The 18,017-nt window shown below is 71.0% G+C and carries 14 protein-coding genes; 7 read left to right on the top strand and 7 right to left on the bottom strand.

What is annotated here, in order from left to right; genetic code table 11:
* Positions 1–301: 301 nt before the first annotated feature.
* Together P2Q00_RS45275 and P2Q00_RS45280 are read right to left on the bottom strand one after the other, a co-directional pair.
* Positions 302–1,258 (bottom strand): XdhC family protein, encoded by a 957-nt coding sequence (locus P2Q00_RS45275; RefSeq protein ID WP_275780671.1) that lies wholly within the window; start codon positions 1,256–1,258, stop codon positions 302–304.
* A gap of 136 nt (positions 1,259–1,394) precedes the next feature.
* Entirely contained in the window at positions 1,395–5,465 is a 4,071-nt protein-coding gene (locus P2Q00_RS45280) for a bifunctional nitrate reductase/sulfite reductase flavoprotein subunit alpha (protein WP_275780672.1), read from the bottom strand.
* 393 nt (positions 5,466–5,858) lie between these two features.
* On the opposite strand from P2Q00_RS45280, the gene P2Q00_RS45285 reads away from it, so the two are divergent.
* The 7 genes from P2Q00_RS45285 (at position 5,859) to katG (ending at position 12,969) form a co-directional block, all read left to right on the top strand.
* Positions 5,859–6,464 carry a hypothetical protein gene (locus P2Q00_RS45285; RefSeq protein WP_275780673.1) on the top strand — a complete coding sequence of 202 codons (606 nt, stop codon included), beginning with the start codon at positions 5,859–5,861 and terminating at the stop codon, positions 6,462–6,464.
* Positions 6,461–7,777: a copper resistance CopC/CopD family protein gene (locus tag P2Q00_RS45290; RefSeq protein WP_275780674.1), complete on the top strand. Its 1,317-nt coding sequence runs from the start codon at positions 6,461–6,463 to the stop codon at positions 7,775–7,777. The genes P2Q00_RS45285 and P2Q00_RS45290 overlap by 4 nt, the downstream gene beginning before the upstream one ends.
* Before the next feature lie 59 nt (positions 7,778–7,836).
* A complete protein-coding gene (locus P2Q00_RS45295) occupies positions 7,837–8,847 on the top strand; it encodes a cupredoxin domain-containing protein (RefSeq protein ID WP_275780675.1) in 1,011 nt (336 codons plus the stop codon).
* Positions 8,848–8,957: 110 nt separating this feature from the next.
* Positions 8,958–9,473 carry a hypothetical protein gene (locus tag P2Q00_RS45300; RefSeq protein WP_275780676.1) on the top strand — a complete coding sequence of 172 codons (516 nt, stop codon included), beginning with the start codon at positions 8,958–8,960 and terminating at the stop codon, positions 9,471–9,473.
* A complete protein-coding gene (locus P2Q00_RS45305) occupies positions 9,461–10,138 on the top strand; it encodes a cupredoxin domain-containing protein (protein ID WP_275780677.1) in 678 nt (225 codons plus the stop codon). The genes P2Q00_RS45300 and P2Q00_RS45305 overlap by 13 nt, the downstream gene beginning before the upstream one ends.
* 179 nt (positions 10,139–10,317) lie before the next feature.
* Entirely contained in the window at positions 10,318–10,755 is a 438-nt protein-coding gene (locus tag P2Q00_RS45310; protein WP_275780678.1) for a Fur family transcriptional regulator, read from the top strand.
* Positions 10,756–10,779: 24 nt separating this feature from the next.
* Positions 10,780–12,969, top strand: a complete 2,190-nt coding sequence (gene katG / locus P2Q00_RS45315) for a catalase/peroxidase HPI (RefSeq protein ID WP_275780679.1) — start codon at positions 10,780–10,782, stop codon at positions 12,967–12,969.
* A 9-nt stretch (positions 12,970–12,978) separates the two neighbouring features.
* On the opposite strand, the gene P2Q00_RS45320 is transcribed toward katG, so the two are convergent.
* From P2Q00_RS45320 to P2Q00_RS45340, 5 genes are all read right to left on the bottom strand, one after another.
* Positions 12,979–13,770 (bottom strand): restriction endonuclease, encoded by a 792-nt coding sequence (locus P2Q00_RS45320; RefSeq protein WP_275780680.1) that lies wholly within the window; start codon positions 13,768–13,770, stop codon positions 12,979–12,981.
* A 125-nt stretch (positions 13,771–13,895) separates the two neighbouring features.
* On the bottom strand, positions 13,896–16,022 hold the full coding sequence (locus P2Q00_RS45325; protein ID WP_275780681.1) for a DUF6114 domain-containing protein: 2,127 nt from the start codon (positions 16,020–16,022) through the stop codon (positions 13,896–13,898).
* Positions 16,015–16,722 carry a DUF6230 family protein gene (locus P2Q00_RS45330; protein WP_275780682.1) on the bottom strand — a complete coding sequence of 236 codons (708 nt, stop codon included), beginning with the start codon at positions 16,720–16,722 and terminating at the stop codon, positions 16,015–16,017. Before P2Q00_RS45330 ends, P2Q00_RS45325 begins: the two co-directional genes overlap by 8 nt.
* 224 nt (positions 16,723–16,946) lie before the next feature.
* Positions 16,947–17,579 carry a DUF6230 family protein gene (locus tag P2Q00_RS45335; protein WP_275780683.1) on the bottom strand — a complete coding sequence of 211 codons (633 nt, stop codon included), beginning with the start codon at positions 17,577–17,579 and terminating at the stop codon, positions 16,947–16,949.
* Between the two features lie 157 nt (positions 17,580–17,736).
* Positions 17,737–17,934, bottom strand: a complete 198-nt coding sequence (locus P2Q00_RS45340; RefSeq protein WP_275780684.1) for a hypothetical protein — start codon at positions 17,932–17,934, stop codon at positions 17,737–17,739.
* Positions 17,935–18,017 lie beyond the last annotated feature (83 nt).

The raw sequence follows: 18,017 nt of genomic DNA on the forward strand, positions 1-18,017 counted from the left end.
GGCAAGAGGGCCTCTCTGGTCGCCGGTGCAGATGTCGCAATCCACACCAGGCCAGAAGGCCCTCACTCAATTCAAGATCCCTCAGCCGAGACCTGTGTCACCAACCTCCGTGGACAGAACAGCTAGGTCACCGGTCAGGGCAAGCTCGGCGACCGGCTGCGTCAGGGTCTGACTCACGGGCTACCACCTCCCGGGAGACGGTACCCGGGAGGCCGCTCACCACAAACGCACCTGCACGCCAAAACCGGACCATGGCCGAGCTTGTGCGATGCAACCAAGGATCATCTCCTTGCATGTGCGACTATCCCACAAGCGCCGTGAGCACCTCCGCACAGATGGCCATGGCGGTCTCCGCGGGTGTGCGGGCGCCGAGGTCGAGGCCGATCGGGCCATGGATGCGCCCGAGGTCCTCGGCGTCCAGGCCGGCCGCTGCCAGGCCGACGGCGCGGCGCTCCTGTGTGTGGCGTGAGCCCAGCGCGCCCACGTACGGGATGCCCGAGGTCAGGGCGGTGTGGAGGGTGGGGACGTCGACGTCGGGCTCATGGCTGAGCATGATCAGGCAGGCGGCCGCGGGGCGCTCGGCGAGCAGCTTGGCGGCGTCCTGCGCGGCCGGCGTGACCGTGGCCTGCCAGCCGAGCAACCGGGCCTGGGCGACGAGGAGTTCGGCGAGTTCACCGCCGCCGACGATGACGAGGTGGGGGACGGCGGGGCAGGTCTCGATGAGGACGAGTCCGGCGTCGGTGGCGTGCACCTCGCGGCCGGCGCGATGGCGGGCGAGCAGGTCGCGGGCGCGTGCGGCGGCCTGCGGCGGCAGGTCCGGGTCGTCCGGCGGCGGGCCCGGTGTGACGACGGTGCTGACGGCGTGGATGCGCCGCTCGTCGAGCCAGGTGATCAGCGCGGCGTCGGCGCCCGCGGCGAGCAGCTCCCACCAGCGGACCGGGACGGCGGGCAGCGGCTGCAGCAGGATCTCGGCCTGTCCTCCGCAGGTCAGCCCAGCCGCCTGCACCCCGTCGTCGTGGACGGAGACGGCGCACACCCGGGCGGTGTGCCCGGGCCCGAGCGCGGCGGCCTCGTCGGTCAGCTGCCGGTCGAAGGCGCCGCGGTAGAGGCTGCCGTGGCAGGTCCCGTCCGCGTCGATGAGGAGCGCGTCGGCCGGGTGCCGGGGGCCGAAGCCCCGCTCGGTGAGCGGCCGCGCGAGGACCGCCGTACGGGCGCCGGGAGCCGCCCGGTGCCGTGCCGTGTCCGCCAGTTCACGCATGTCCGCCTCGCTCCGTGCGCGCCGGCCACCGTCGCCGACCTGCTCTTCTGCCGGGGGGCCGGAGGCCCGCGGCGGAGCCGCTCATGTCACAGCCCCGGAATGCTGCAGCACGCATGCGTCCAGCGTAGTCACGTGGTCAGTAGACGTCCCGCCCGTACCTTTTGTCGGTGGCGAGCTGCTTGACGTACGCCGCCGCGCCCGCCTCGTCCAGGCCGCCGTGGACGACGGCGATGTCCTTGAGGGCCTGGTCGACGTCCTTGGCCATGCGGGAGGCGTCGCCGCAGACGTAGAAGTGGGCGCCGTCCTGGAGCCAGGACCACAGCAGGGGGCCGTGTTCCCGCATGCGGTCCTGGACGTAGACCTTGGCGCGCTGGTCGCGGGAGAAGGCGGTGTCCAGGCGGGCCAGGGTGCCGTCGGCGAGGAACGCGGTGAGCTCGTCCTCGTAGTAGAAGTCGGTGGCCCGGTGCTGCTCGCCGAAGAACAGCCAGTTCGGGCCGCGGTGGCCGAGGGCGCGGCGCTGTTCCAGGAAGCCTAGGAAGGGGGCCACGCCGGTACCGGGGCCGACCATGATCATCGGGGTGGCGGGGTCGGCGGGCGGGCGGAAGTGTGCGGAGCGCTGCACATGGACCGGTACGGGGGTGTCCGCCTCGGCCTCGGCCAGGAAGGGCGAGCAGACGCCCTGGCGCGGGCGACCGTGCAGGTTCTCGTAGCGGACCACGGAGACGGTCAGCGAGACCAGGTGGGGGTCGGTGAGCGGGCTGGACGATATGGAGTACAGGCGTGGCTGCAGGCGGCCCAGCGCGTCGGCCCACTCCTGGGCCCCGGCCCTGACCGCGTGCTCGGCGACCACGTCCACGGCCTGCCGGCCCCAGGACCACTTCGCCAGCTCGCCCTTGTTGTCCGGGCGCAGCAGCTTCTTCAACTCCCTTGGGTCATGGGCCCGTTCGGCGACGAAGCGGAGCAGGTCGGGGGTGATGCGGGTGATGTCGAGGTGCCGGAGCAGGGCTTCGCCGAGGGGGACCTCGCCGGCCCCCTTCACCTCGACCGCCGCGTCCGCGTCCACGCCGGTGACGGTCAGCCACTCGCCCACCAGGTCACGGGAGTTGAGGGGCCGGACGCCGAGCGCGTCGCCCGCCTCGTAGAGCAGCGGGGTCTCGCTGTCGCGGGTGTCGAAGGTGAAACGGCGGACCTCCTTGCCGGCGCCGGGGCGGCTCAGCAGGCGGTTGCCGGTGAGGCGGGCGGTGACCGGGGCGGGCTTCTTCGTACGGGGAGCGGCAGGAGCCGGGGCGACGGCTGGCACCGGCGTACCGGACAGGGCCGTGAGCACCTCGTCGAGCCAGGCGTGTGCCGCGTCCTCGTAGTCGGGTTCGCAGTCCGTGCGCGGGGCGAGGCGCAGTCCGCCCAGTTCGTCGAGGCGCTGGTCGAGGCGGCGGCCGTGGCCGCAGAAATCGTCGTACGAGGAGTCCCCGAAGGCGAGGACGGCATAGCGCCGCCCCTCCAGGCGCGGGGTGTCGGGCGCGGCCAGGTTCTCCCAGAACCCGGTGCCGTTGTCCGGTGCGTCGCCGTCGCCGAAGGTGCTGGTGACCAGGAGCAGGTCGGCGCCGGCCGGCAGAGTGGCGGGGTCGGCCTCGTCCATGCCCAGCAGCGACGCGGCGTGGCCGTCGGACCTGAGCCGCTCGGCGATGGCCGCGGCGAACTCCTCGGCGTTGCCGGTCTGCGAGGCCCAGAGGATCACGACCTCACGGCCGGGTGATGTCATGGCCGGTACGGCGGTTTCGGGCGCCCGCGAGTACATACCGGCCAGCACCCCGTTGACCCACACGGCGTGCTCGGGGCTGAAGGGCGCCGAGGGCGGCAGCACCGGTACGCCCGGGGCGCCGGACGGGATGCCGGCGAGGAATCCGACGAGGTACTGCCGTTCCTGCGCGGTGAGCACGGGCGGCGGGGCGGGCGCGAGCCCGAAGGGATCGGCGGCGGGCACGGGTATGTGAGCCACTTCAACTGCCGCTTCCGCGCCCGGTGTTCGAACCGTCACCGGAGTGGACACCTTGGTCAGCGACACCGCGCACACCTTGAGCTCGGGCTGGAAGGACAGCGGGTCGACGGCGTCGTTCGTCACGGCGTTGACGCTCAGGTACTCACCGAACAGGTCGTTCCAGTGGAACGGCGCGAAGCAGCTGCCGGGCCGCACCCGGTCGGTGACCAGCGCGGGCAGCACGGCCCGCCCGCGCCGCGAGGCGACCTCCACCGAGTCGCCCTCGGCGATGCCGAGTCCGGCGGCGTCCCGCGGATGCAGTTCCACGAACGGCCCGGGGTTGAGCCTGTTCAGCTTGGCCACCTTCGCCGTCTTGGTCAGCGTGTGCCACTGGTGCTGCAGCCGCCCGGTGTTCAGTACGAACGGGTAGTCGTCGTCCGGCATTTCGGCGGCCGGGAGGTGCGGACGGGCGAAGAAGGCGGCGCGGCCACTGGCCGTGGGAAAGGTGAGCGAGCCGTCGTCGTCGACGTATCGGACGGGATTGCGGTCGGGTCCGTCGCCGCTCGCAGCCGGCCACTGCACCGGCGTCTCGCGGAGCCGCTCGTAGCTCACCCCGCGCAGGTCCCACCCCGTCTTCGGGTTCCAGGCCCGCTTGATCTCCTCGAAGACGTCCTCGGCACTGTCGTAGGAGAAGCCCTCCTCATACCCCATCTCCCGCGCTACGGCCGCGATGATCCGCCAGTCCGCCATCGCCTCGCCGGGCGGGTCGGCGGCGGGCCGCGCAAGGGTGAGGTTGCGCTCGCTGTTGATGAGGACGCCCTCGGTCTCGGTCCACAGGGCGGCGGGCAGGACGACATCGGCGTACGCGTTGGTCTCGGTGTCGGCGAAGACGTCCTGCGTGACGACGAACTCGGCGGCCTCCAGGCCCTCGATGACCGTCTTGCGGTTGCCGACCGAGGCGACCGGATTGGTGCAGATGATCCAGCAGGCCCTGATGTCGCCGTCGGCCATCTTCCGGAACATCTCGACGGTGCCCTTGCCGACCCCGTCGGCGCGGATGCTGCCGGGCTCCAGCCCCCACAACTCCTCGACGAACGTCCGCTCTTCGCCGACGAGCACGGACCGCTGGCCGGGCAGCCCGGGGCCCATGTACCCCATCTCCCGCCCGCCCATGGCGTTGGGCTGGCCGGTGAGGGAGAAGGGACCGCTGCCCGGACGGCAGATGGCGCCGGTGGCGAGATGGAGATTCACGAGCGCGTTGGTGTTCCAGGTGCCGTGCGTGGACTGGTTGAGGCCCATCGTCCAGCAGCTGGTCCACTCCCCCGCCTCGCCGATCAGCCGGGCGGCCTCGCGGATGTCGTCCTCGGGGATGCCGGTGATCTCGGCGACGGTGGCGGGCGGGTAGTCGGCGAGGAAGGCGGGCATCTCGTCCCAGCCGTCGGTGTACCGCGCGATGAAGTCGGGGTCGGTGTGCCCGTTCTCGTACAGGAGGTGCAGCAGCCCGTTGAGGAGGGCGAGATCGGTGCCGGGCCTGATCTGCAGGAACAGGTCGGCCTTCGCGGCGGTGGCGGTGCGGCGCGGGTCGACGACGATGAGCTTCGCGCCGGCCGCCTTCACCCGTTCCATCATGCGCAGGAAGAGGATCGGATGGCAGTCGGCCATGTTGGAGCCGATGACGAAGAAGAGATCGGCCCGGTCGAGGTCCTGGTACGAGCCGGGCGGCCCGTCGGCGCCGAGCGACAGCTTGTAGCCGGTACCCGCGCTGGCCATGCACAGCCGTGAGTTCGACTCGATCTGGTTGGTCCTGACGAACCCCTTGGCCAGCTTGTTCGCCAAGTACTGGGCCTCCAGGCTCATCTGCCCGGAGACATAGAAGGCGATCGCGTCCGGCCCGTGCTCGTCGACGATCGCGCGCAGCCGCCGGGCCGTCTCCGTGATCGACGCGCTGACACCGCTGGGGACCGGCTCCTCGCCCCGCTCGGGCCGGACCAGGGCCGTGGTGAGCCGTCCGGGAGCGGCAAGCAGGTCGGCGGTGGTCGCGCCCTTGGTGCACAGGCGGCCGAAGTTCGCCGGGTGCTCCTTGTCGCCGGACGCCTTGAGGACCGTACGGCGTCCGTCCGGCCCGAACCCGACGTCCAGCACGATGCCGCAGCCCACACCGCAGTACGAGCAGACCGTCCGCACCTTCGTCGCCTTGATCGTGCTGGCGTTCCGCGAGTCCGGCGCGGCCACGGGCACCCCCTGCCTTTCCTGATCGTCCCGTACGGGTGGAGCTTCCGCGACGGTACGAAATGCCCATTACACGGGTGTCTCCTGGGCCGGTCATCAGGGGTTACGCCGGACGCACAGGGGCGGGGCGGGCGGTGTGAGAGGCCGGACCGCACTGCATATGCATTCAGGGCGATTCGGTGAAGAAAGAAATGCCGCGCGCGTTCGAATTCACATTCCCTTCGTTTTCTTCACCGAAAGCAATGCGCACATTGGGGCGGTGAGGTCCGTTCTCACAGTCACCCCCCGGTCGGAAATGAGGCAACGAAACGATCGATTAACGGACGCGTAGCCGATGGGACTCGTCACCCCGGTCCGCTGTTGTGCACCGCCGTTCACACAGCGTCAGGAGGGGTCATGTCCTTCTTCGCCAGGGCGTCCTGGCCACGGGACCATCGTGACGAGCTCGTCGCGGGCGCGCTTGTCGGAGCAGTCGTCGTCGTGCTCGGATACGCCTCGGGCATCGGCGCATCCCCACCGACGACCGTCGAGACCGCGTCACCACCGTCCGCCGGAATTCCGTCCGCTTCCCGGCAGCCCTCGGCCGGCTCCGCCACCGGCCCTCCCGACAATTCCGCGGGAAATACGGGGTCGGCGTCGTCCGGCGGCTATTGGGCAGGTGGCGGCGGAATTCCAGTCGCCGGTGATACGCCGTCCACGGGCGGGGAAAGCGGGCACGATCACGGTACGGGCGGTACCGGCGGCGGGCACGGATCCGCTCCCTCACCCTCCCCTTCCGGGACGTCCCCCACCCCTTCGGACAGCTGCGACGAGGGCGACGTACACCTCGTACGGCCGCTGCTGAGCGGCGTGGCCACTCCGGTGACCGGCCTGCTGGACGGGCTGCTCGGGGCCCCTTCCCCGGCTCCGTCTCCCTCCCCGTCCGCGTCGTCCGACACCCTCTCGTCGCTCTGTATCGGTGTCGCCGCCTCGCCGTCGGTGATCCCGGAGGTGCTGCCATGAGACGCCGCACCCCGTCCCTGGCGGCCGCCCTCCTGACCGCACTCACGGCGCTGCTCCTCGCCGCACCCCCGGCCGCCGCCCACACGGAGCTCAAGTCCTCCGCCCCGAAGAACGGCGCCCGGCTTGCGCACACGCCCGCCACCGTGCGGCTGACGTTCAGCGAGCCGGTCGAACTCGCCGACGTCCATATCGAGGCGGCGGGCAAACAGCTGACGGTGTCCCGCAGCGGTCGCGGCAACGATGCCATCCAGGTCACCCTCCCCAAGACCGCAGGTCAGGACCGCCCGACCCTGGTTTGGCAGGTACTTGACATGGAGGACGGGCATCTCACGTCCGGGACGCTCTCCTTCCGCCGCACCGCGCAGGCGGTCCCCTCGGCCGAGGCAGCTGCGGTCCCGGAACCGTCCGAGGCGGTGCGCTCGGCCTGGGTCGCCGCCCGCTGGGCCGGATATCTGTCCCTCGCGCTGTTCGTCGGCGGCCTGGCCTTCCTCGCCCTGCTCTGGCCGCAGGGCGCCGGGGACCGCCGTACCCGCCGTGTCCTCACCCTCTCCTGGACCGCCGGTCTTGCGGCGAGCCTGCTCACGCCCGGGCTCCAGGGCGCGTACGGGGCGATGGGCACCCTCGGCGATGTGTTCCGACTCCCCACCTACACCGGCCTGTTGAGCACCGAGGTCGGCATCGTGGCCGCCTGCCGGGTGCTGATGTGGGTGCTCGCGGCCGTCGTCCTGGCCGCCGTCCTGCAGGGCGGGGACCGGGCGGCCCGCTCGCCGGGCTGGCGCGTCGGCGCTCTGGCGGTGGCCCTCGGGCTGCTGCGTACGACGAGCATGACCGGCCACAACTCCGAGGGCACGCACCCCGGTTGGGGCGCGGTGGCCGACGTGGTGCACCTCCTGGGCGTGTCGCTCTGGCTCGGCGGTCTGACGCTGCTGCTGTTCGGAGTGCTGCCCCGGCGCCGACCCGAGGAGCTGTCGGCCGTCGTGTCCGGCTACTCCCGGCTGGCCGGGGTGGCGGTCGCGGCGATCGTGGCGGCGGGGGCGGTCCTGACCTGGCAGGTGGTCGGTTCGTTCGGCGCCCTGGTCGACACCGGCTACGGGCGGCTCCTGCTGCTCAAACTCGCCCTACTCGCCCTGTTGTTGGCGATCGCCCAGCGCAGTCGCGGCTGGGTGAGGACGCGGCTCGACATCGCCGTACTGCTGCGCGGCGACCGCGCCACGGTACGGCCCTTCGTCCACTCGGTCGCGGCCGAGACGGGGCTCGTCCTCGTCGTACTCGCCGCGACGAGTCTGCTGGTCACGTCCGCTCCCGGCCGCTGACCGGCGCCTGTCCCACCCCTCCCCTCAACAAGGGAACCTCACAAGGGAGACGCACCACCATGCACACAGAGGAAACCACCGCACCCCCGTCGCACCACCGGCCCTCCCGGGTGGGCAACCGGGTGCTGCTCGCCACCGGTCTGGGCGCGGGTATCGCGGCCGTAGCCGGTCTCGGCCTGCTGCAGGCGTCCGCCGGGGCCGCGGCCCCGCAGACCGCCACACCGGCGGCCGAGGCCCAGTCCATGTCGGACATGGACCACACGTCCACGAAGGCCGCGCCGGCCGACTACACCATCGAGATCAAGAACTACAAGTTCGCCCAGCCGAAGCTGACCGTGAAGGTCGGCTCCACCGTGAAGTGGGTCAACGAGGACTCCGCTCCGCACACCGTCACCACCAGCAGCGGCCCGGCCAAGTTCGACTCCGGCACGCTGCAGAAGGGCGACAGCTGGTCGTACACCTTCACCAAGGCCGGTACGTACGACTACTACTGCGCGGTCCACCCGGACATGACGGCCTCGGTCACCGTGGTCGCCGACGGCTCGGGCTCCTCCGGCGGTTCGTCCGGCGGCAGCACGGGTGGCTCCACCGGCGGTTCGACGGGCGGCTCGACCGGTGGGTCCACCGGGGGCACCACGGGCGGCTCGACGGGCGGTTCGACCGGCGGCGGCAGCACCTCCGGCGGTACGAGCGGCGGGGGCGACGGCGGCGGCGAGGAGTGCGTCAGCGCCCAACAGGTGCTGCTGCCGATCCTGCAGCACATCGACAAGGCACACCTGGAGCAGTCTCCGGGCCGGCAGGTGCAGGACGCGCTCAAGCTCGACGACTACATCAAGATGCACACGGTCTGGATCGAGTCGATCCTCACGCCCGCCGTCAACGGCGCCGGCAGCGTCTCCGACGACACCCTCGGCGTGCTGCTGCAGCACATCGACAAGGCGCACCTGGAGGAGTCGCCGGGCCAGCAGGTCTCGGATCTACTCAACCCCGACGCCTACGTGAAGATGCACACCGTCTGGGCCGAGCACCTGCTCGCCCCGACCGAGAACTACATCACCAACTCCTGCTGATCTTCACCCCGTTCAGCAGGACACGGCGGGCCGGCCGAGTCGCAGTCGGCCGGCCCGCCGCACCCCTATTGTCCCCGCCCGTCACTCCGCTCGCCCACCGAGGTGCCGAGATGACCACCGAGACCCTTCCCACAGCACCGCTTCCGCCGCCCGTCCCCGGCCCGGACTGGCTGCCCGACCCCGGCACCTACGGCGCCGCCCCGGACCGCTGCATCGTCGAACTGACCGCGCGATTCGGCCCGTTGACCACCCTGCGCCGCCGCCTGACCGCCCTGGACGCGACCCTCACCGTCGCACCCGACTCCGACGACTGTGTGCTGAGCCTGGAGCTGGCCGGTCGGCCGCTGGGCGGCAGGCTGCTGACCTTCGTCAGTACGAGCCTCACGCCCACGGACGAGGCCACCCGGCTGCACGTCCCCGGCGAACTCGCCCTGGCCGGCGACCCCGTCGAGGCCCTCTTCGGCTTCCGCGTCGTCGAGCGCACCACCGACCGGCTCCTGGTCCTCGGCACCGCCCAGCTGCCGTACCGGCACCTGCACCGCAGGACCGGCCTCGCACTGCCCCGCACCCGCCCCACAGCCCGTGTCCGGCTGCTCGTAGCCGCGGAGTTCACATGCGCCGTCTGACCGCGCTCCTCGGCGCCCTCTTCCTGGCGGGCGCCGCGCTCGTGCTGCCCGCCCCCACCGCGCAGGCGGCCGCCACCCACCAAGTCCTCATGTCCGGCTACGCGTTCACGCCCCGCACCCTGACCATCACCGCCGGGGACACGGTCACCTGGACCAACCGGGACCAGGCGCCGCACGACGTCAGGACCACCTCCGGCCCCGCCCCGGTCCACTCCCCGATGCTCAGCAAGGGTGACAGCTGGAGCCACACGTTCACGACACCGGGGACGTACGGCTACGTCTGCACCGTGCACCCGGACATGACGGCCCGGCTCATCGTGAAGGCGGCCCCCGCACCCGCCCCCACCGTGCACCGGCACCCGACGTCCGCCCCACCCGCCACCAGGCCCGCCACCGCGATGCCGTCGTCCATGCACATGGACCACACGACCAGGGCCGCCGCCCCCGCAGCCTCCAAGGACCCGTCCCCTTCCCTCACGGTCTCCGCCCCCGCGACGGCGCAGCCCGCCGTGGACCCTCAGGACACCGCCTCCGCCATCCGCCCCCTCAACCCTCTCCTGCTTCTCACCGGCGTCGTCGCGGGCGTCGCGGTCCTGTGTCTGCTGCTGGTCGGCTCCCGGTCGGCCGCCGCCGCGTCCCGGAGCGACGAGCAGGGCCCGGGCTGACCCCACGCCCCGCCCCACGACGGCCTGCGGCGGCCGCGCCACACCTGGCGTGCGCTGCCGCAGGCCGTTGTGGCGAGCCCTTGAGCTGCGGGGATCCCCGGGGAGTCATAGACTGGCCACCAAACCTGTCTCGTTCGTTTTCTTGAATCATTCGTGTTTGTGTGGGTAGGTTGGGTGCCATGACTTCACCCCAGAACCCGACCACCGCCGGGGAGCTCCGCGGTGCCGGCCTGCGGGTGACGGCCGCCCGCGTCGCACTGCTCGAGACCGTCCGCGAGGGTGACCACCTCGGGGTCGAGGCCATCGCCTCGGGCGTACGTGAGCGGGTGGGCCACATATCCCTGCAAGCCGTGTACGAGGCGCTGCACGCACTCACCACGGCCGGACTCGTCCGCCGTATCGAGCCGCCGGGCAGCCCGGCCCGGTTCGAGGGCAGGGTCGGGGACAACCACCACCACCTCGTGTGCCGGACGTGCGGTGCCGTCTTCGACGTCGACTGCGCGGTCGGTCATGCCCCCTGTCTCACCGCTTCGGACGACCGAGGCTTCGCGATCGACGAGGCCGAGGTCATCTACTGGGGCCTGTGCCCCGACTGTTCCACCGCTCGCACGGCCTGAGCACCAAACCCCGGAAGGATTCCCATGTCTGAGAACAACGCCGCTGAAGCGAAGTGCCCGGTGGCGCACGATCGCGCTCTGCACCCGACCCAGGGCGGCGGCAACCGCCAGTGGTGGCCGGAGCGGCTCAACCTGAAGATCCTTGCCAAGAACCCTGCCGTGGCCAACCCGCTCGGTGAGGAGTTCGACTACGCCGAGGCGTTCCAGACCCTCGACCTCCCGGCCGTGAAACAGGACATCGCCGAGGTGCTGACGGACTCCAAGGACTGGTGGCCGGCCGACTTCGGTCACTACGGCCCGTTCATGATCCGTATGGCCTGGCACAGCGCGGGCACCTACCGCATCAGCGACGGCCGTGGTGGCGCCGGTGCCGGTCAGCAGCGCTTCGCCCCGCTGAACAGCTGGCCGGACAACGGCAACCTGGACAAGGCCCGCCGTCTGCTGTGGCCGGTCAAGAAGAAGTACGGCAAGAGCCTGTCCTGGGCCGACCTCATGATCCTCGCGGGCAATGTCGCCCTTGAGTCCATGGGCTTCAAGACCTTCGGCTTCGGCGGCGGCCGCGAGGACGTCTGGGAGTCGGAGGAGGACGTCTACTGGGGTCCCGAGAAGGTCTGGCTCGACGACCAGCGCTACACCGGCGACCGTGAGCTGGAGAACCCGCTCGGCGCGGTCCAGATGGGCCTCATCTACGTCAACCCGGAGGGCCCCAACGGCAACCCGGACCCGATCGCCGCGGCCCGCGACATCCGTGAGACGTTCCGCCGTATGGCGATGAACGACGAGGAGACCGTCGCCCTCATCGCCGGTGGCCACACCTTCGGCAAGACCCACGGCGCGGGCCCGGCGGAGAACGTCGGCGCCGACCCGGAGGCCGCCCCGATCGAGGCGCAGGGCCTCGGCTGGGCGTCCACGTACGGCTCCGGCAAGGCCGGCGACGCGATCACGTCCGGCCTGGAGGTCACCTGGACCGCCACGCCGACCCAGTGGAGCAACGGCTTCTTCCGGAACCTCTTCGAGTACGAGTACGAGCTCACGCAGAGCCCGGCCGGCGCGAACCAGTGGGTGGCGAAGAACGCGGAGGCGATCATCCCCGACGCGCACGACGCGTCGAAGAAGAAGCTCCCGACGATGCTCACCACGGACCTGTCGCTGAAGTTCGACCCGGTCTACGAGCAGATCTCGCGCCGCTTCTACGAGAACCCGGAGCAGTTCGCGGACGCCTTCGCCCGCGCCTGGTACAAGCTGACCCACCGTGACATGGGTCCGAAGTCGCTGTACCTCGGCTCGGAGGTCCCGGCGGAGACCCTGCTGTGGCAGGACCCGCTGCCGGCGGCCGAGGGCGAGACCATCGACGCCGCCGACGTCACGGCCCTGAAGGCCAAGCTGCTCGCCTCGGGTCTCACGGTCTCCCAGCTGGTCTCCACCGCGTGGGCATCGGCCTCGACGTACCGGGGCAGCGACAAGCGCGGCGGTGCCAACGGCGCCCGTGTCCGTCTGCAGCCGCAGGCCGGCTGGGACGTCAACGAGCCCGACGAGCTGGCGCAGGTGCTGCGTGTCCTGGAGGGCGTCCAGGCGGAGTTCAACTCCGGCGCCAAGAAGGTCTCCCTGGCCGACCTGATCGTCCTCGGTGGTGCCGCCGCCGTGGAGAAGGCCGCCAAGGACGCCGGTCACGACGTCGAGGTGCCCTTCGCGCCGGGCCGGGTTGACGCCACGGAGGAGCACACCGACGCGGAGTCCTTCGCCGCGCTGGAGCCCACCGCCGACGGCTTCCGCAACTACCAGGGCAAGGGCAACCGCCTGCCGGCCGAGTACCTGCTGCTCGACAAGGCGAACCTGCTGGGCCTGAGCGCCCCCGAGCTGACCGTCCTCGTCGGCGGCCTGCGCGTCCTCGGCGCCAACCACCAGCAGACCGCGTACGGCGTCTTCACCGACACCCCGGGCCAGCTGACGAACGACTTCTTCGTCAACCTGCTCGACCTGGGCCACACCTGGTCGCCGGTCTCCGAGGACCAGACCGTCTTCGAGTGCCGTGACGACGCGACCGGCGAGGTCAAGTGGACCGGCACCCGTGCCGACCTCGTCTTCGGCTCGAACTCCGAGCTGCGTGCGCTCGCCGAGGTCTACGCGAGCGACGACGCGAAGGAGAAGTTCGTGACCGACTTCGTCGCGGCGTGGGTCAAGGTGTCGAACGCGGACCGCGTCGACCTCGTCTGATCCGCACGATCACCGAGCAAGGCCACTGACGTCCGGGCCGTCCCCCAGGGGGCGGCCCGGACGTCGCCGTTTCTGCCCGTACGTCCTCCGCCAGCGCGCCCGGTGACGGGCATCGCCCTGTCCGGAACCGCTGACACCCATCAGCGAGGACAGCGAGGCACCGCTGTTCCACAGCCCGAGCAGGTCGCGGTTGACGGCGACGATGCCGTCCTTGACCACGACCTCCAAGGCCTGCCTGCTGAACCGGGTCGTGGTCACGAACACGGCGACGTCCGCCCCAAAGTGCACCTTGGAGCCGAGCAGTTCCCGCACTTCCCGGCTGCCGATGACCGAACTGGGCGTATAGCGCTTGCACTGCACGACCATCGCCCGCCCATCCGGCAACCGCCCGACGACATCGGCCCCTTGATCCCCTGGTCCGCCCACGCACCGCACCTCACGGCAGCCGTCCCGGCGGCACAGCGCGGCGACCAGCTCCTCGAACTCCGTACCCGTCATGGCGTCTACCTCGGCGAGTGACCGGCGCCCGGCGGCGACCGCGTCCTGCTGCCGCCACGCCCGGTCCCGCCCACGCAGGATCCGGTCCGTACGCCAGAGCCACCAGCCCAGTCCGCCGACAGCGGCCGCTACGACGACTCCGACGACGTACATCCAGATCGCCGACCAGAACACGACCAGCACCAGCACACCGACCAGACCGGCACCCGCCCGTCGCGCGAGCGCGTCCTGCCGCGCCGTCCGTCGTCTGCGCACCGGCGCCGTACGCCGCCGCCTCTGCCGTCTCCTGCGCTGTGCGGCCATCCGCACCACCCCCGATTGATTCCCTCACGGGCAGTGTGAACAGGGCAGGGACCGCCGGAAAGACCGCATATCGGCCATGACGGCCGGAACGGCCGCGCCGGAGGCGGCAGCGTCCTCGTCCGACCTCACCGGGACGCCGTCTGGTGGAGACCGGGGACGTCCAGTTCGTCAGCGCTCAGGTACTGGTTGTACGCGGTGACGTTCGTGAAGAAGATCGGGATGGGAAGGGTGAGCCCCGGCGGAAGCGGGGGCGGCATGCTCGGGGTGAACGTGACGGGGAGCAGGCCGAGGAGGTTTCCGCTGAGGATCTTGGTCAGCAGGACCACGGGCTGACCGCTGGCGACCGTCGTGCCGAAGGGGGCGCCGTCCGTCTCCAACTGGCCCTGGCAGGGATACCAGGGGCCGGGGGCGGACGGGTCCACGCGACCGATACCGGGAATGCCCATGTCGAGCAGCGGCAGCCGGAGGCCGGGCAGGCCGTGGAAGGTCGGAGCGGGTGGCGGGGGCTGGTTCTGGCCGCACCGGGGGGCGAGGAGAGGCGCGGTCTGGCGCAGGCTCGCAATGTCGACCCGGGTCGCGGTGAAGACCAGGACCTGCTGAGGGCCGTACGCCGTCGGCACGTCGGTGATGCCGTGATAGGTCAGGCCGGTGAGCACCATCAGCGGGCTGAGGACCCGGAACGGCTGGGCGGCGGTGGGTACTTGGTACGCGGCGGCATCGACGCCGAGCCTGAGTGAGATCAGGGGCTGGGGAAGGCAGAAGGGCGACTTCTCGGCGCGGCCGGAGTGGGCGCCCAGATTGATGTGCAGGGGCAGCAGCGACAAGGGCCCGTCCATCAGCCCGTCGGCAGGCAGCGGCGGGATGTTCAAGCGCAGGACGGATGGCGAGTCGGTGCTGCCGGCGGACCGGCTCGACTTCTCGTCCGACGCGCCCGGCCCGGCGGCATGGCCGAGCTTGCTGCGCTGCGGCGGTCCGGCGGGCCGGTCCGGGCCCGGCGTCGCACGGTCGTGCCGGGCGGCCGGGCCGCTGTCGCGTTTGTCGCGTGCGTCGCGTCTATCGCGTGCGTTGTGTTTATCGCGTGCATCGTGTGAATCGTGCAGGCCGAGCATGTCGGCGACCGAGCCGAGAAGGCCCGCTCCGGATGAATGCGTGGGAGCGGGCGCAGGCTCGACGGAGTCGGGCCCGTGTCTGGGCCTGTGTTTGCCGGGTGCCTCGGTACGCGGGTTCGGCAGAAGAGGTCCGAGGGACGGGCGCAGGCCGAGCGGGCCGCCCACTGCGGTGCCCGAGCCCGGTGCGTGACTCCGCTCGGCGCCCGCCGGGGTACGGCCTCCGGTGCCGGTGGGTGCCGCCCCGGCCAGCAGTCCGTCGAGCAGGGAGCAGACGGTCAGGTGCGGGGCAGTGCTGTCGTCGACAGTGCTCCCGAGCACGCTGCGTGGCTCGGTGAGCCTCGGCACCATCCGGGGGAGGTGGGCCGGCGCCGGCTGCAGCCCGCCGGTCAGCAGAGCCCCGATCGGAAGCACACCGAGCGCCCTCATACGGGTGGTGCGCGAGCTCAGACGGTACGTGCGCAAGCTGCTGCCGGCTGATCGGCCGCCGACCGTATGACCTCCGGCGCCGCCTCCCCCACTGCCCGATTCACCGGAACCGCCGGGGCCATCAGGGCCACCGGAACCACCGTCCCCACCGGGACCGTCCGAACCACCGGAGCCGCCCGGACCGCCCGGTCCCTCCGCGCTGTCGGGCCCGTCGCCACTGCCCGACCCCTCCGAGCCGCCCGCTTCCCCTGTGCTGTCCGAGCCGCTCCCGCGACCCCAGTCGGTCCAGACCCCTCTCCGGGCCGGAGGCCGCTCATACGGCACCCAGCTCACCGCCATCGCACCGCCGGTGATGCCCAGCAGAAAACCGATCAGGAAGCCGCCGAAATTGGAGAGCACGAGTGAGGCGACGGCGAGCACCAGCGTCGCGATACCCGCGAACACTCGATGCCCGGGCGCCAGCCACATGCTGAGCGCGAGGACCGCCAGGAAGATCCCCATAAGTGTCCCCGACACACCGGCGACGCCCTCGTGCATCATGACCGGCAACGGCGCGAACGGGATGGAGAGGATCTCAACCCCGGACAACAGCGTCCACACCCCCGCCCAGAACGGGCGGCTGCGCCGCCAGTCGCGGAAGGCGTTCCACCATCCGGGCCGCCGCCCGTCAGCCTCTGCCCTCCTCTTACGTCCAGCGCGCAGCCGCGCACTACTCACGTCGATCTCCCCGAGTGTGGTGGTCTTCGTCACCCGACGCGTCAAAACATGAGTGGTCGCCGACATCCACGCTCAGGTGGAGTCCCGGCAGCCGGAACGTCGCGGCACTCACCGAACGCGTCTGCTGCCGCAGATCATCGATGCGTACGGTGTCGGCCTGCTCGCCGAAGCCGCCGGGCTCGCCGTGCACACCGGGCACACCCTGCACGGTTGAGGCATCCTGGCCGATGTTGATGTTGCGGAAGAGCGCGTCGCCCCGCAGGTCGTGGCTGTCCGCGACAAGCCGGTCCGCGTGCGCGGGAGACCCGCCGCTGCCCGAGGTCAGCCGCAGGGTGACGGGCCCGAGGACGGGCACGTTCTGCACGACGGACTGGCACAGGTCGTACAGGTCCGCGGACCGGATGCCGGAAAGCGCCTCCGGGTACTTGGCATGAGCGCCGCGGTCCAGCACACCGAACTGGACGAACCCGCGCCCGTCGAGCGTGCTGGCTGAGATCTGGAAGCTCTGGCCGGAAACCGTGAACGAGTTGGGTGACACTCCGAAGGACGTGGCCAGGGCGCCACGCGCCACAGCTGTGCACAGCGCTGCGGACGCCAGCAGAGTGGGCACCATGGCCACGGCCAGGCGCCTCCATCGGGTGTGGCCCGTGAGACGTGTGCTCACGATGGTCTGGGTGGCACTGTCGGCGATGCTCGTCATCCCTCTCCCCGTCAGACAATCGGGGCCGACCCGTCGGCGGGCCGAGAAGCCCCAAATACCCGAGTTTCGGGCGGTACGCATCGCCAACTTCTGCGGAACCCGCTGGTGACTCCGAGAGCCGGCCGGGGACCCCAATGGCCGGACGCTTTCACCCGCTTGTCCCAAAGTGAGCACAAAAGGACTCAAACAGGCTCAAATAGTCCCAAAGGGAGGGGGAGGACAGTTCAGTAGCAGGGCTTGGATCCGGTCTTCACGCTCAGATGCAGGCCCGTGAGCCGGAAGGTCGCCGCACTCACCTCTCGGGTCGTCTGCTGCAGGTGATCGATGCGTACGGTGTCGGCCTGCTGACCGAAGACTCCCGCCAGGGCATTGGAACCGTCCCCGAAGGTCGACGCATCCTGCCCGATGGTGATGTTGCTGAACACCGCGTCGCCGCCGAGGTCGTCGGTGTGGACGACGAGATGGTCCGCGTGCGCGGGCTTGCCGCCCCCGCCGGCACCGATCCGCAGCGTGGTGTCGCCGACGACGGGGAGGTGAAGGACCATCGACTGGCACAGGTTGTACAGGTCGGCCGAATCGATGCCGGCGATGGCCTCCGGGTACGTCTCGGTCTTCGACCGGTCCGTCCCTACGTACTGGGTGAACCCGGTGCCTTGCAGCCGGTCGGCGGAGATCTTGAGGTTCTGTCCGGAAACCACCACGGACTGAGCGGAGACCGCGAGCGAGACAGGCAGGACGCCCGTGCCGATCGCCACCATGAGCGCCGCGGACGCCAGCAGCGTCGGCACCATCACCAAGCCGAGCCGCGTCCACCGGGTGTGCCCCGCGGGACGGGCGCCGGGATCAGGGAACGTCATCACTGCCTCCCGGGCTCAAGCGGTGCCGAGCGGGGGCGCGACAACACCTACGCCGCCGGCCGCGGCCGTCCGGCCACAGCCTCATTGCAACCTGAGGTCCGGCGGTCGGCAACCGGAACCCGTCCGGACACCGAGCCCCCGAACGAGCCCACCGCACCTACCGCTGCCACCGCCGGCCGGTGACGGAATCGGACCAGCCGGTCTGCCCGGGGTGCAGCTCGTGGGCGCCAACAAGCAGGCGTCCGCCCATGACTTGGGCGAACAGGCGGTGTTCGGCAGGGACTTGGAGGTCATACGAGGCTGGTGCCTTCGCGGAGTGCGTGCCGACGGTGAGCAGGGCCAGTCGCGCGCCCATGCAGCAGCCGGAGACGGCCAAGCAGCTTCAGCGATTGCTCTATTCACCGCTGCAATAGATCGCTGAGCGCACAAGCATCTATT

The sequence above is a fragment of the Streptomyces coacervatus genome, assembly GCF_029223485.1.
In the GTDB taxonomy this organism is placed as follows: Bacteria; Actinomycetota; Actinomycetes; order Streptomycetales; family Streptomycetaceae; genus Streptomyces; species Streptomyces coacervatus.